This is a genomic window from Sedimenticola thiotaurini, assembly GCF_001007875.1.
Taxonomy (GTDB): domain Bacteria; phylum Pseudomonadota; class Gammaproteobacteria; order Chromatiales; family Chromatiaceae; genus Sedimenticola; species Sedimenticola thiotaurini.
The window spans coordinates 2,896,602-2,911,467 of sequence record NZ_CP011412.1; the positions used below are offsets into that span (position 1 = coordinate 2,896,602).

13 protein-coding genes are annotated in these 14,866 nt (G+C 54.3%); 9 read left to right on the forward strand and 4 right to left on the reverse strand.

The genetic code is table 11. The annotated features are described in order from the left end of the window. Positions 1-65: 65 nt before the first annotated feature. Positions 66-2,354: an NADP-dependent malic enzyme gene (locus tag AAY24_RS13310; protein ID WP_046860103.1), complete on the reverse strand. Its 2,289-nt coding sequence runs from the start codon at positions 2,352-2,354 to the stop codon at positions 66-68. A 316-nt stretch (positions 2,355-2,670) separates the two neighbouring features. Here AAY24_RS13310 and mdh point away from each other — a divergent pair, with 316 nt between their 5' ends. Next, positions 2,671-3,603 carry a malate dehydrogenase gene (gene mdh, locus AAY24_RS13315; protein WP_046860104.1) on the forward strand — a complete coding sequence of 311 codons (933 nt, stop codon included), beginning with the start codon at positions 2,671-2,673 and terminating at the stop codon, positions 3,601-3,603. A gap of 174 nt (positions 3,604-3,777) precedes the next feature. Here mdh and AAY24_RS13320 read toward each other — a convergent pair whose 3' ends face one another. Next, entirely contained in the window at positions 3,778-4,968 is a 1,191-nt protein-coding gene (locus tag AAY24_RS13320) for an amino acid aminotransferase (RefSeq protein WP_046860105.1), read from the reverse strand. Positions 4,969-5,038: 70 nt separating this feature from the next. On the opposite strand from AAY24_RS13320, the gene hemW reads away from it, so the two are divergent. The 4 genes from hemW to AAY24_RS13340 all read left to right on the forward strand — a co-directional run bounded on the left by hemW (position 5,039) and on the right by AAY24_RS13340 (position 8,838). Beyond that, positions 5,039-6,262 (forward strand): radical SAM family heme chaperone HemW, encoded by a 1,224-nt coding sequence (gene hemW / locus AAY24_RS13325; protein WP_335337173.1) that lies wholly within the window; start codon positions 5,039-5,041, stop codon positions 6,260-6,262. A gap of 125 nt (positions 6,263-6,387) precedes the next feature. Further along, the gene (locus AAY24_RS13330) at positions 6,388-6,756 is read left to right on the forward strand and encodes a DUF3135 domain-containing protein (protein ID WP_052761244.1); all 369 of its coding nucleotides are present in this window, start codon (positions 6,388-6,390) and stop codon (positions 6,754-6,756) included. An 89-nt stretch (positions 6,757-6,845) separates the two neighbouring features. Then, positions 6,846-7,049, forward strand: coding sequence for a 50S ribosomal protein L31 (rpmE, locus tag AAY24_RS13335; protein WP_046860107.1), 204 nt, complete (start codon positions 6,846-6,848; stop codon positions 7,047-7,049). A gap of 493 nt (positions 7,050-7,542) precedes the next feature. After that, positions 7,543-8,838 (forward strand): citrate synthase, encoded by a 1,296-nt coding sequence (locus tag AAY24_RS13340; protein ID WP_046860108.1) that lies wholly within the window; start codon positions 7,543-7,545, stop codon positions 8,836-8,838. Here AAY24_RS13340 and AAY24_RS13345 read toward each other — a convergent pair. Continuing rightward, complete coding sequence (locus AAY24_RS13345; RefSeq protein WP_046860109.1) at positions 8,835-9,440, reverse strand: hypothetical protein; 606 nt, start codon at positions 9,438-9,440, stop codon at positions 8,835-8,837. The genes AAY24_RS13340 and AAY24_RS13345 overlap by 4 nt on opposite strands. A gap of 14 nt (positions 9,441-9,454) precedes the next feature. Then, complete coding sequence (locus AAY24_RS13350; protein WP_234422176.1) at positions 9,455-11,839, reverse strand: penicillin-binding protein 1A; 2,385 nt, start codon at positions 11,837-11,839, stop codon at positions 9,455-9,457. Between the two features lie 225 nt (positions 11,840-12,064). On the opposite strand from AAY24_RS13350, the gene AAY24_RS13355 reads away from it, so the two are divergent. The 4 genes from AAY24_RS13355 (at position 12,065) to AAY24_RS13370 (ending at position 14,814) form a co-directional block, all read left to right on the forward strand. Next, complete coding sequence (locus AAY24_RS13355; RefSeq protein ID WP_046860111.1) at positions 12,065-13,141, forward strand: pilus assembly protein PilM; 1,077 nt, start codon at positions 12,065-12,067, stop codon at positions 13,139-13,141. A 67-nt stretch (positions 13,142-13,208) separates the two neighbouring features. Continuing rightward, positions 13,209-13,700 carry a PilN domain-containing protein gene (locus tag AAY24_RS13360; RefSeq protein ID WP_234422177.1) on the forward strand — a complete coding sequence of 164 codons (492 nt, stop codon included), beginning with the start codon at positions 13,209-13,211 and terminating at the stop codon, positions 13,698-13,700. Further along, positions 13,697-14,281, forward strand: coding sequence for a type IV pilus inner membrane component PilO (locus AAY24_RS13365; protein ID WP_046860113.1), 585 nt, complete (start codon positions 13,697-13,699; stop codon positions 14,279-14,281). Before AAY24_RS13360 ends, AAY24_RS13365 begins: the two co-directional genes overlap by 4 nt. Then, entirely contained in the window at positions 14,281-14,814 is a 534-nt protein-coding gene (locus AAY24_RS13370) for a pilus assembly protein PilP (protein WP_046860114.1), read from the forward strand. The genes AAY24_RS13365 and AAY24_RS13370 overlap by 1 nt, the downstream gene beginning before the upstream one ends. Positions 14,815-14,866: the final 52 nt, after the last annotated feature.

The window sequence follows — 14,866 nt, forward strand, 5'->3', positions numbered from 1 at the left end:
GCAGGGGGCGCAACGGCCTCAACCGTTGTGCCCCCTGCTGATGAGGTGCGATCTGTTAAAGCGGATTAACCGGCCTCTTGTGCGGCCTTCCAATCCAGTGCATCAACCACCGCCACAGCACTCATGTTGACAATGCCGCGTACCGTGATTGAATCGGATACCGCATGGGCCGGATATTTCAAGCCGGTCAGCATGGGCCCCACCGGCACCGCATCACCCAGCATCTTGACCATGTTGTAGGCGATGTTGGCCGAGTCCAGGCTGGGCATCACCAGCAGGTTGGCGGCACCCTTGAAACGCGAGTGCGGGAAAATCTTGTCACGGATCTCGTCGGAGAGGGCCGAGTCGGCATGCATCTCACCCTCCACCACCACGCCGGGATACTGTTCGTGCAGAATACGGCGAGCCTCCTTCATCTTGCGGGAGAAGACGTTGTCCCGGCTGCCGAAGTTGGAGTGCGACAGCAGCGCCGCCTTGGGTGCCATGCCGAAGCGCCGCACCACGTCGGCTGCCATGGCGGTCTTCTTGGCAATCTGTTTCGGCGTGGGATCCGGGGTCACGTGGGTGTCGGTCAGGAAGAAGGTACCCTTGGACAGAATCAGCATAGTAATGGCGGAGCAGTCAGTGGTGTCGGCCCGCATGCCGATAATGCTGCGCAGATATTTCAGGTGCTGGATGTAGGCCCCTTCCACACCGCAGATCATCGCATCCGCATCCCCCTGACGCGTCAGCAACGCGGCCAGTACGGTGGAGCGGGTGCGCACGACACCGCGGGCGAAGGCCGGGGAGACACCGTTGCGCCCTTCGATCTCATGATAATGCTGCCAGTCCCGTTCGAAGTTCGGGTTGTCGTTCATGTTGACGACCTTGACCTCTTCTCCCAGCTTGAAGCGCAAGCCGAGGTTCCTGGCCTTCTCGGCGATCACTTCCGGGCGTCCGATGAGAATCGGTTTGCAGATGCCGTCATCCACCAGCACCTGTACCGCCTGCAGCACCCGGGTCGCCTCACCTTCAGCGAATACCACCCGTTGCGGATTGGCAATGGCCCGTTCGAACACCGGTTTCATAACCAGGCCCGAGCGGAACACGAACATACGCAGAGTGCGGCGATATTCGTGGAAATCCTGGATCGGTCGGGTAGCCACGCCTGAGTCCATGGCGGCCTTGGCCACCTTCATCGGCAGCTCGGTCATCAGTCTTGGGTCGAACGGTTTGGGAATCAGGTACTCGCGACCAAAGTGGAGCGCCTGGCCACCGTAGGCAGCCTGCACCTGATCGGAAGCCTCTTTCATGGCCAGATCGGAGAGCGCTTCCACACAGGCGATTTTCATCTCCTCATTAATCGTGGTGGCACCCACATCCAGTGCGCCCCGGAACAGGAACGGGAAACAGAGCACATTGTTCACCTGGTTCGGATAGTCTGAACGGCCGGTGGCGATGATCGCGTCCGGCGCCACTTCGAGCACCTCTTCAGGAGTGATCTCAGGGGTTGGGTTAGCCAGGGCCAAAATGAATGGCGGACTGGCCATCTCTTTGACCTGGTGCTGTTTCAAGACGCCCGGTCCCGACAGACCCATGAAAATGTCGGCGCCCTTGATTACGTCATCCAGGGTGCGTTCGTCGGTTTCAACCGCATAGGCCTCTTTATAGGGGTCCATGTCGGCCTTGCGCCCTTTGTAGACTACGCCGTCCCGGTCAACGACCCGGATATTCTCTTTTTTCAGCCCCATGCTCACCAGCAGGTTGAGGCAGGCCAGCGCTGCGGCGCCGGCGCCGGTGCAGACCAGTCGCACCTCTTCGATATTCTTACCGGCCACCCGCAGGCCGTTGCGCACGGCTGCCGCCACTACGATAGCTGTACCGTGCTGATCATCATGGAACACCGGAATTTTCATGCGTTCGCGCAGTCTGCGCTCGATCTCGAAACACTCCGGCGACTTGATGTCCTCCAGGTTGATGCCGCCGAAGGTCGGCTCCATGGCGGCAACGGTCTCGATGATCTGCTCCGGGTCACTCAGATTGAGTTCGATATCGAAAACATCCACCCCGGCAAACTTTTTGAACAGAACCGCTTTACCTTCCATTACCGGTTTGGCCGCCAGCGGGCCGATGGCACCAAGACCGAGCACGGCGGTTCCGTTGGTGATAACGCCTACCAGGTTACCGCGGGAAGTGAGGTTAGCCACCTCGTTCGGGTCGCGGACGATCTCTTCACAAGCCGCCGCCACACCGGGTGAATAAGCGAGCGCGAGATCGCGCTGATTGACCATTTTCTTGGTCGCAACGATCTCCATCTTTCCGGGTTTGGGAAAACGGTGATAATCAAGTGACGCTTCGCGTAACTCGTCTGTCATGTTCGATACCTTTTATATATACAGGATTGTAAATTTCGGACTAAATAAAAATATGGATTAAAAAAACCAATAATGAATATAGATTTATCGAATAGGTTATACCAATACAATTAAATAGTAACCTGAATTATGGCAGTTATTAGTTATTTTTTTGGCATTCTCAACGGAAAATAATTTAAAAATAGTATAATCATCCTATTATTCGTGCGGTTTTTTCTATCGAACATGGATTCTTATCTGGAAATGCCGTACTATTTTGTCCGATTTTTCAGCTATTCTAAGTTAACTCTTAACACTACTGCAGAGGATTAATCTCATGAAGGTATCTGTTCTTGGCGCTGCCGGCGGCATCGGCCAGCCATTGGCTCTCCTACTTAAAAATGCCATGCCCGCCGGTTCAGAGCTGGCGTTGTACGATGTTAATCCGATGGTGCCTGGCGTCGCGGCAGATCTGAGCCATATCCCGACCCCGGTGAAAGTAACCGGTCATGGGGCTGATCAATTGGAAGCAGCGATGGCGGATAGCGATATCGTGATTATTCCGGCAGGTGTGCCACGTAAACCGGGTATGTCCCGTGATGACCTGTTCAACGTCAACGCAGGTATCGTGAAATCGCTGGTCGAAACCGGTGCCAAAGTCTGTCCCAATGCCTGCTACGGCATTATTACCAATCCGGTCAACTCCACTGTGCCAATTGCCGCCGAGGTACTGAAGAAAGCCGGCGTTTATGACAAGCGCAAGCTGTTTGGTATCACCACCCTGGATGTTATCCGTTCCAACACTTTCGTAGCCGAATTAAAAGGGCTGGATCCCACCAGCCTGGATATTCCGGTGATCGGTGGCCACAGTGGCAACACTATTCTGCCGCTGTTGTCCCAGATCGGTATTGAATTCACCCAGGAAGAGATCGAGAGTCTGACTCCACGGATTCAGAATGCAGGTACCGAGGTGGTGGAAGCCAAGGCGGGTGGCGGATCGGCAACCCTCTCTATGGCGGATGCGGGCGCGCGGTTCGCGCTGGTTCTGCTGGATGCATTGAATGGTAAGGAGTCAGTCATCTGCACCTACGTTGAGGTTGAGAATCAGCCGACCCGCTTCCTCTCCCTGCCGGTTCGCCTGGGCAAGAACGGCGTTGAGGAGATTCTGCCGGCCGGTACCCTGAGTGCCTATGAGCAGAAGCTGTTTGATGAGATGCTGCCTACCCTGGAAGGCAATATTGCCAAGGGTGTGGAGTTTGCCAACAGTTAATAGCTGTTCACTGCGCAAAAAAGCCCGGGTTTAACCCGGGCTTTTTTATTCTGGTTCATAATCGGTTGTTGCTGATCGGGCCGGCTCACCAGATGGAGCTGTGTTTCCCCTCCTCCCCCCGGGACCACACCCGGCAAACGCAGGTGAGTGGGTCATCCCGGGGAAAGGCCCTTTTTACAGCACCTGAGCAATGGCGCTGCAGAGGGCGTCCATATTATTGCGCGTCATGCCGGCAACACTGATCCGGCCGGAACCGACGATGTAGATGGCGAACTCGTCTTTCAGCCGCTTCACCTGATCCGGATTGAGCCCGGAGAAAGAGAACATACCGCACTGGCGGCTGATGAAGCTGAAGTCCTGGCTGACTCCCTTCTCTTTCAGGGTGTCCACGAACAGATCGCGCATTCCCTGGATGCGGTCCCGCATCTCGGCCACCTCTTTCTCCCACTCGGCGTAAAGGGAGGCGTTGTTGAGAACGGTGGTGACGATGCCGCCACCATGGAACGGTGGGTTGGAGTAGTTGGCGCGGATGATCGATTTCACCTGACTGAATGCGTTATCCGCCTGGGTTGCATCCCTGGCGACCAGTGTGAAGCCGCCCACCCGTTCGTTATAGAGACCGAAGTTTTTCGAGAAGGAGCTGGCTATCAGCAGCTCCGGGTTGTGCTCTGCAAAGATACGCAGACCGGCAGCATCCTCTTCAATGCCTTTGCCGAATCCCTGGTAAGCGAAGTCGAACAAGGGTAGCCAGCCGCCGGCGGCGGAAAGCCTGGCCAGCTCTTCCCACTCTTCGGCGGTCGGATCGATGCCGGTCGGGTTATGGCAGCAGCCGTGGAACAGTACGGTATCACCCGCAGCGACCTGCTGCAGGGAGTTTTTCATGGCCGCGAAGTCCTTGTCCTTGGCTTCTGCATCGTAGTAGTCGTAGGTGACCACTTCCAGGCCGGCCGCCTTGAACACATTGCCATGGTTGGCCCAGGTGGGGTTGCTGACCCAGATGCGCTTGCTGGGCAGGTGGCGAGCAATGAATTCGGCACAGACACGCAGTGCGCCGGTGCCGCCGGGGGCATGGGCCGAACGGGCGCGGCCAGCGCTGATGATATCGCTGTCGCTGCCGAACAGCAGGCGTTGCACGCCCAGGCCATATTCTGGCGTGCCTTCGATGCTCAGGTAGCTTTTGGTGGTCTCCTGGGACAGCAGTTGCTCTTCAGCTTTTTTCACGCATGAGAGTATAGGTGTAGTGCCCGCCTCATCTTTGTATATTCCGACGCCGAGGTTGATTTTGCCGGTACGGGTATCCTTCTTGAAGGCTTCCGTCAAACCAAGGATGGGATCGGCCGGGGCGGCGCTGAGCTGTTCAAACATTGTTACCCTCATGCGAGTTATTTATTGACAAATGGGCCATTATGCTACTCCCTGTGGGTAGTGTTGCAAAGTGGTTAATGTTGATGGGGCGAAAACCTGTTTTGATGGTGCGGATGGAGAGAAAAAACCGATGAGTGGCTGGTCGTCATTGCCGCCCCTGGGGCTTTATATACACCTGCCCTGGTGTGTGCAGAAGTGCCCTTATTGTGATTTCAATTCCCATGAGTTGAGGTTGGATATGTCAGAGGCCGGTTATATCACTGCCCTGCTTGCCGATCTGGATTTTGAATTGTCGTTGGCTGCAATTCAGGGGCGCGAGTTGCAGAGCCTGTTTATCGGCGGCGGTACGCCCAGTCTGTTCTCCGCCGATTCGATAGATCAACTGCTGGAGGGGGTTCGGCAGCGTATTACCTGTGCGCCAGGAATGGAGGTAACCCTGGAGGCGAATCCCGGTACCCTGGAGCAGGGGCGCTATCAGGGATATCGGCAGGCAGGTGTGAACCGGCTCTCTATCGGTGTACAGAGTTTCCATTCGGACTCGTTGGCGCGATTGGGGCGGATTCATGGTCGGGATGAGGTGTTCGAGGCGATTGAGAGTGCCCGTGGAGCCAGGTTTGACTCCATCAATCTGGACCTGATGTGTGGTCTGCCGGGGCAGAGCATGGCGATGGCCTGCGCCGATGTGGAGTTGGCATTGGCCGCGGCTCCCGAACATCTCTCCTATTATCAGCTGACCATCGAACCGAATACGGCGTTCCACCATAAGCTACCCCGGGCCATGCCGAGTGATGATACGGCCGGTGATATCCAGGCTGCCGGGTGCCGGTTGCTGGAGGCGGCCGGTTATATACAGTATGAAGTCTCTGCCTATATGCGGGAGGGGTATGCCTGTCAGCACAATCTCAACTATTGGCGTTTCGGCGATTACATCGGGATTGGTGCGGGCGCCCACGGCAAGCTGACGAATGCCCTGACCGGCTGCATAGAGCGGAGCTGGCGGGTGAAGCGTCCGGAAGCCTATATGGCGGGTGCTGGCAGCGCTGCCGCCGTATCGGGACGCAGGGAGCTTGACTCGAGTGACCGGTTGATTGAGTTCCTGATGAATGCCCTGCGTTTAAAAGCAGGCTTTGAGGTGGGGCTTTTTACCGAGCGGACCGGGCTGGTGGAAGCTGACCTCTGGTCACGACTGGAAGGTCTGTTGGAGCAGGGGTTGCTGGTTCATCACGATGGCAGGGTGAAAACCTCTGAAACGGGATGGATTTTTCTGGATGATGTGGTGGCTGCGTTATTGTGAAGGCGCCACTGACCGGGAAGTGCGACTCACGGCAGTAGTTGCATCTGTGTGCTAGGATTTCATTGACAGACTACAAGCCTGTAACTGTGGCAAGGCTGTTCCCTTACCGGGAAGGAGGGATGGGGATGCAACCGGCAGTTCATCAACAGAAAGTGGATTTCGATCAGTGGCTGAAGCTGGCCAGTACCGACATGCCGGCCTTTGAAGCCTTACGTCGTACCCTGATCAACCAGGTTATCGAGCAGGCATCGGAAGAGCAGCGGGACCGGCTGCGGCGCCTGCAATGGCGTATTGACCAGGAGCGACGTCGCTGTAAGAGCCCAATGGGTGCTTGCGTACGGATCTCCCGAATGATGTGGGATCGCCTGATGGGCCGGGATGGTTTATTGGAACGGCTGCAAGAACTGACCGAGGAAGGTTTCCCCCGCTCCAGTCGTATAACAGCGCGTGCCAAGGTGATTCCCCTGGCGAAAGACAGAACCCCCGGAGATTAAGGGGGGTTGCGCCCAGGGTTATCCATAATTATAATGCCCCGTTCACCCCGTCCTGATTGCGGGTAGTTTGAGTTCATTTAGAGGCTGTCATGAAAGCGGAAATCCACCCCAAGTACGAAGAGATTAAAGTGGCTTGCAGCTGCGGGAACGAATTTACCACCCGTTCCACGCTGTGTGAGGATCTGCAAGTGGAAGTCTGCTCAGCCTGCCATCCATTCTTCACCGGAAAGCAGAAGATTATGGATACCGCCGGTCGTGTAGATAAGTTCCGTAAGCGTTACTCACGCGGTTAAGCGTAACGCATGCAGAAGTAAATAAAAGGCACCTCGGTGCCTTTTATTTTGTCCGGGATGGGTTGAAAAAGTAAGGCTGCAGGTGGTCCGGAGCGCAGCCAGGGTTTGTCAGTCTGGGCACCTTGATAACAAAACGCGTATGCCCTCAAGGGTGGTCTATGCTTAACGCGTTCGCGTAGTGAGCTCGATCGGTTTCCACTCGTTTTTTTGCTATTCAGTAGTATTCATTATTTCAATGTACTGTATTAAATAATGCAGTCATTGCGTCCAAATATGGTTTTGATAGCATTTCGGCGCCTGTAAAATCGATAGGTTTCCTGCTTTGCGGGGCAATATGGCGCAGTTTTGGCGTATAAACGGACTAATAATCAGGCGAAAAAGGTGAAGTATCGTTAGGATGGTCGTCCTATTATTTGCTTCAGGGGTTGTTCTGATCGTCTGACTGTTATATAAAAGGGGGATTAGCCAGTTTATGGCAGGAGAAAGTGAACTTATGTCAGATAAAAAAGTAACCTTAACCAACACTGCGGATGGAACCTCTGTAGATCTACCCGTGTATAAGGGCACTGAAGGGCCGGAAGTCGCAGATATCTCGACCCTTTACAAGCACACCGGGATGTTTACCTACGATCCCGGGTTTGTCGCCACGGCTAGTTGCCGGAGTGCCATCACCTATATCGATGGTGATAAGGGTATCCTTCGTTATCGTGGTTATCCCATTGAGCAGCTGGCCAAAGAGGCGAGTTTTATCGAAGTTGCTTATTTGCTGATTTATGGTGAATTGCCGACAGCTGTCGAGTTGACGAAATTCGAGAGCACTATCCGTCATCACACCATGATCAAGGAGACCCTGAAGAATTTCTTCGATGGTTTCCAGTACGATGCCCATCCCATGGGTATTATGGTTGGCGTAGTCGGCTCTCTGTCAGCTTTCTATCACGATTCCCTGGATATCAATAATCCACGGCATCGGGAAATTTCCGCCCACCGCCTGATTGCAAAAATGCCGACCATTGCGGCAGCCAGCTACAAGCATAATGTTGGCGAGCCCATTGTCTATCCGCGTAACGATCTCGATTATTGTGAAAACTTCCTGCACATGATGTTCAGTAATCCGTGTGAGGAGTATACCCCTGACCCAGTTGCGGTGAAGGCGATCAATACGCTGTTCATCCTGCATGCTGATCACGAGCAGAACGCCAGTACTTCCACCGTGCGTCTGTCCGGTAGTTCCCAGGCCAACCCGTTCGCCTGTATTGCTGCCGGTATTGCGTCCCTCTGGGGGCCTTCACACGGCGGTGCCAATGAAGCCGTGCTGGATATGCTGAACGAGATCGGCGACGTTTCCCAGATCGACAAATACATCGCCAAGGCCAAGGATAAGGATGATCCATTCCGTCTGATGGGCTTTGGTCATCGTGTCTACAAGAACTTTGATCCGCGCGCTACGCTGATCCGCGAAGTGTGTCATGAAGTGCTTGAGAACATGAAGGATAATGACAATCCTCTGTTCGAGCTGGCGCTGGAGCTTGAAAAAGTGGCGTTGGAGGATGAGTATTTCGTTGAGCGCAAGCTGTATCCGAATGTCGATTTCTACTCCGGTATCATCTATCAGGCATTGGGGATTCCCACCAGCATGTTCACGGTGATGTTTGCCGTGGCCAGGACGGTTGGCTGGGTTGCCCACTGGCTGGAAATGATGAACGATCCGGAGTTCCGGATTGGTCGTCCACGACAGCTCTACACCGGTGCGCCCATGCGTGATTATGTGCCGGTAGCCAAACGTTAATCCTGCTCCAGCAGTGCTAACAACTGGTTCAATGACGCCCCCTTCTGGGGGCGTTCTTCTATAGGGTCCAATGGCAGGTTGTGTCGATCGGTGTTCGGTAGTACCAGAAGGTCCACCTGGTGGGTACCCGCCTGAAAGCTGAAAACAGTCCTGGCAATCCTTTTTTTATGGCTGTAGTCCAGCAGCACATCCCGTTGTTGACAGGGAATTTTCCAATCCATCAGGGAAATCGCCACCGTTTCGACCGTATCTGAAAAGAGTACAAGGGTGATCGGGGTGTGCCGGTTGGCGATACCGGTCAGAACCGGGCCGATCAGGCGTGGTTGGTACTGGCTGAATAGGCGCATGGCACCGACTGCGCTCTCCCGCAGATGGTGCAGTTCCGTGGCTTGCGAGGATGCCTGAAAAAGTTCCAGGTGGCTCTTCAGAGCCTGTTCAATTTCATGGTTTTCCGGTAATTGCCGCTGATCAGTGCACCGCAGTCGTTTGGCCGCCTTGTTGCGTGCCTGAGCGAAACTGAGGTCGCTCTGTTCAGCGATCAATTGAGCCGCCGCAATGGCGATCTGGTGTCTGAGCCCACGGGGCGCTGAGCGACGGGCCATGTGGCTGCTCCTGGTTAAAAAATCTGCTCCTCATTGGCAGCATCCTTGGAAGGTGCGCCTGGGCCGGGATTGGTTCTGTTGTCCCTGGGGAGTTCCTTGGGGGCGTTTTCGCTGCGGAACACCTCAAAGATAGCGTCTTTTTGGTCAACGCTGGCGCGCATGCCTGTGCGCGGATCGATGCGTACCGTGACCATGCCGGTGGGCACTTTTAGTGGTTGTTCCGGGATGTCCTTCAGGGCGGTTTGCATGAATTCGATCCAGGCAGGTAACGCAGCACGTCCTCCCACTTCGCCCCGACCGAGCGGTTTGGCTGAATCGAACCCGACCCAGGTAATGGCGACCAGGGAGCGGTTAAAACCATCAAACCAGGCGTCACGTTGGTCATTGGTGGTGCCGGTTTTGCCTGCCAGATCCCTGCGGCCCAGCGAGCGGGCCTTGATTCCGGTACCGCGGGTAATAACGTCGCGCATCATCGAGTTCATCAAATAGTGATTTTGTGGCGAGATAACCCTTGGTGCAATTGGTAGTTCAGTTGACTCGGACTCTTCACATGCTTCACAAACAGTGGCCGGAGTGGCCTGAAACAGCAGTTCCCCGTTATCTCTCTCAATACGTTCAATAAAGTAAGGCTCCACTTTGTAGCCACCATTGGCCAGAATGGCGTAGGCCGCGGCCATCTGCAGAGGGGTGACGGCGGCGCTGCCCAGTGCCAGCGAAAGATTGTGGGGTAGGTCGTCCGGGTTGAAGCCGAATTTTCCGGCGTGCTCCAGGGCGTGTTCAATACCCATGGAGCGTAACAGGCGGATGGAGACCAGGTTACGTGATTTGGTTAGTGCATACCGCAGCCGGGTGGGGCCAAAGAACTTGCCGCTGTAGTTCTCCGGTCGCCAGGCGCCCTCCAGGCTGGGGTCGTCAAACACTACCGGCGCGTCGTTAATCAGGCTGGCAGCGGTGAAGCCCGCCTCCAGGGCGGCCGAGTAGATGATGGGTTTGAAGCCAGAGCCGGGCTGGCGCAGCGCCTGTGTGACCCGGTTGAATTTACTGTGGTAAAAATCGTAACCCCCGACCAGCGTCTGAATGGCACCATTATCTGGATTCAGCGACACAAAGGCGCTTTCAGCAGCCGGTATCTGGGCTAGCCGTAAACCGGGCCCACTGTCAGTTTCCGTTGTCAATACCCGCACCAAGTCCCCCGGTGTGATGATTTCATCGGTCTTCTTGGGTTTTGCGCCTACCCGGTTTTCGTTTACGAACCGTCTGGCCCAGGACAAGCCTTCCCAGGGAAGGGTTTCATAACGTCCTTCGCCAAGATAGAGCGTGGCGCTCTTCTCGTCGATACCGGTGACGATAGCAGGCATCAGATCGCCCACAATACGGTGATCCCGGAGCAGTGCATCCAACTCATCGGTTGTCTCGTCTCCGGAAAGATCGAAGTGTTGTTCGGCGCCCCGATAGCCGTGCCGAAGATCGTACGCCTGCAAGTTATTCCTGACGGCCCGTTTGGCAGCCGATTGCAAATGGCTGTCAATCGTCGTGTAGACATTAAAGCCGGTGGTATAGGCTTCGTTGCCATAACGCTCAAACATTTCCGCCCGGACCATCTCGGCGATATAGGGGGCATCGGCTTCGGTCTGGGCAGTATGCAGGGAAGCGGTCACCGGGGTTGCCTTGGCCTCTTCCCTCTCCTGATCGGTGATGAAGCCGAGTTTGGCCATCCGACCAAGCACATAGTCGCGTCGCTCCAGCGCCCGCTCGGGGTCTGCCAATGGATTATACCGGGAGGGTGCTTTGGGCAGACCGGCGATCATCGCCACCTGGGGCAGTGTCAGCTGATCAACCGATTTGCCGTAGTAGACCATGGCGGCAGCGCCGACCCCGTAGGCCCGGTTGCCCATATAGATCTTATTCAGATAGAGTTCCAGAATCTCGTGTTTAGTCAGTTCATGCTCGATCCTGAGTGAGAGGAATATCTCGCTGAACTTGCGCGTAAAGGTCTTTTCGCTGGAAAGAAAGAAGTTTCGTGCCACCTGCATGGTGATCGTACTGCCGCCCTGACGGCGTTCCCCCGTGAGCAGCAATTGATAGGCGGCCCGCATGAGGCCTCGGTAATCCACACCCGGGTGCTCAAAAAAGCGATCATCCTCGGCGGCTAAAAATGCCTGAATCATGGGCTCTGGTATGGCATCATACTCCAGGGGAATGCGGCGCATTTCGCCAAACTCGGCGATTAGCTTGTTGTCGTGGGAGTAGACGCGCAGTGGAACCTGGAATTTGACACTCTTCAGGTTCTCAATGGAAGGGAGAGTCGGCTCCAGGTAATAGTAGAGTGACGCTACGGTGATAGCGCCGGCGACGGATCCCAGTAGGCCGAGCCAAAGGAAGAGCCTGATTAGTTTCATTAACCACTTCATGAGCCAGTTCACGGATTGAGGATTGATGGGGATCCAGAATAATATTGACCGGGATATGTGGCTATTTTAACAAAAATGTGTTGTTGTGACAGTCTCAGAGAAAAAATACTTCACAAGAAAATCATTTGCTGCTATATAGTTAACTATTCTAATTAAAGGAAAACCTAAAAGTTCTCCGTAAAGCCATAATATAATTGCGAGAAAGGAAACGCGATGGTCCCTTTTTTCGGATCCAAGAAGCAGGCAATGCTTGGGCTGGATATCAGTTCGACGGCAGTAAAATTGCTTGAATTGAGTAAGTCCTCAGGTAGATCGGGTGCACGGTACCGTGTGGAGGCCTACGCTGTAGAGCCCTTGCCGGCCAATGCGGTGGTCGAGAAAAATATCGCCGATGTGGATGCTGTCGGGCAAGCGATCCACAATGTGGTTAGGCGCTCCGGCAGTAAGGCGCGCCAGGCGGCTGTGGCGGTATCCGGTTCCGCAGTGATCACCAAGATCATCACTATGCCGGCCTCACTCTCCGATTCGGAGATGGAGAGCCAGATTCAACTTGAGGCCGATCAGTACATCCCCTATCCACTTGAGGAGGTGAATCTCGATTTTGAGATACTCGGCTCATCGGAAAAGAATCCGGAAATGATGGATGTGTTGCTGGCGGCCTCCCGAAGTGAAAATGTTGATGATCGGGTGGCTGCACTAGAGATTGCCGGGCTGACAGCAAGTGTAGTGGATGTGGAAGCCTACGCCATGGAGAACGCCTTTACCCAGATCGCGGATCAACTGCCGGATGGCGGCGATGATCAGACAGTAGCAATTGCGGACATAGGTGCCACGACCACTACCCTGAATGTTCTGCGCAATGGCAAGATTATCTATACAAGGGAACAGAATTTTGGCGGTCGTCAGTTAACCGAGGAGATTCAACGCCGGTATGGGCTTTCCCACGAAGAGGCTGGGATGGCCAAGCGGCAAGGCGGACTTCCGGATAATTATGTGCCCGAGGTGTTGGAGCCTTTTAAAGAGGCTATGGGGCAACAGGTCAGCCGCTCATTGCAGTTCTTCTTCTCTTCAAGTGCCTACAACAGTGTTGACTATATCGTCCTCGCAGGCGGTAGTTCATCGATACCGGGAGTGGATGAATTGATAGAGGAGAAGATCGGTACTCCGACAATTGTTGCCAATCCCTTTGCAAACATGTCTGTTTCATCCAACGTTAAGCCCCAGGGTTTAAGTAACGATGCGCCATCGCTGATGATTGCTTGCGGACTCGCATTAAGGAGTTTCGACTGATATGGCTCATATTAATCTACTTCCCTGGCGGGAAAATCTCAGAAAAAAACGCCAAAAGGATTTTGGCATGTCGGTGCTGCTTGCACTGATTCTGACCGGTGCTGCCGCTGGTGGTGTGCATTTTTTCATCGAAGATATGATCAGTCATCAGGAGGCTCGCAACAGCTATCTGGGACAAGAGATCGCGATTGTTGATAAGAAGATCAAAGAGATTAAAGATCTGGAGAAGCAGAAGGCCCAACTGATTGCCCGTATGAACGTCATTCAGTCACTGCAGGGCAGTCGGCCGCAGATTGTCCATCTGTTTGATGAGCTGGTATCGACCATCCCGGATGGTACTTACCTCACCAAGCTTGAGCAGAAAGGTAATGGGGTGACCATGGATGGGGTGGCTGAATCCAATGCCCGGGTCTCCGCCTACATGCGTAACATCGATGCATCCGAGTGGATGGGAGATCCATCGCTAAAGGTGATCGAGAGCACCGATAACTCGAAGGGTACGTTCACTTTGATGGCGAAACAGATTGATCCCAACAAGGACAAGGAGGGTCAGGAATGAACCTTCAAGAGTTGAACGAGCTTGACCTAAATAATATCGGGAACTGGCCGACACCAGTAAAGGGATTGGTGATCCTGCTGCTCTGCGTTGCGGTTGCTGTTGGTTGGTACTATTTCAATACGGAAGATCAGCTGCTCAATCTGGAGACGGCAGAGAAGAAGGAGCTGGCGCTGCGGACAGAGTTTGAAAGCAAACAGGCCAAAGCGGTAAACCTTGAGAAGTACAAAAAGCAGCTGGAGGAGATGAAACAGTCCTTTGGCGCCATGCTGCGGCAGTTGCCGAACAAGACCGAAGTTGCTGACCTGTTGGTCGATGTGTCGCAAACCGGTTTGGCTTCCGGGTTGGAATTTGAACTGTTTGAGCCACAGGAAGAGGTGCCACGGGAGTTTTATGCTGAACTTCCTATTCAGTTACGGGTGTTTGGTGATTATCACGAGCTGGGCAATTTTATCAGCGGCCTGGCCGCGTTGCCGCGCATTGTCACCATACACGATGTATCGGTTACCCCCCGTGAGGATGGTGAGTTGGAGATGTCCGCAACCGCAAAGACTTATCGATATTTGGAAGAGGAGGCGAATTGATGCTGTATAAAAAGATCATTCGTCTGATCGTACCGCTGATGTCGGTATTGTTGTTGTCCGCCTGTGCAGATCGAAGTATGCATGATCTGAAAAGCTACGTGGATGAGGTTAAGTCGAGAAAGGCTGGGCATATCGAGCCGTTGCCTGAGATTAAACCCATAGAAACCTTCACCTATATTAGTGATGGGCGGCGTAGCCCGTTTGAATCCCAGGATCAGGGTGAGGAGACGATGGGGCAGGTGGCCTCAAATGGTCTGCAGCCCGATTTTAACCGTCCCAAGGAGGAGTTGGAGAGTTATCCACTTGATTCGCTGCGGATGGTTGGGCTGCTTGAGCAGATGGGTGTCACCTGGGCGTTGATACAGACACAAGAGAAGACGATTCACCGGGTAAAAACGGGCAATTATCTCGGTTCCAACTATGGACAGATTACCCAGATTACTGAGAACCAGGTGGACTTGACGGAGATTATTCCGGACGGTCAGGGCGGCTACCGCGAGCGGCAGGCCTCGCTGGCATTGGCAGGAGAATAACAGGGCTATGTTGATGAATACTAAACCACTTAATTTTAAACGGTGGACCCAT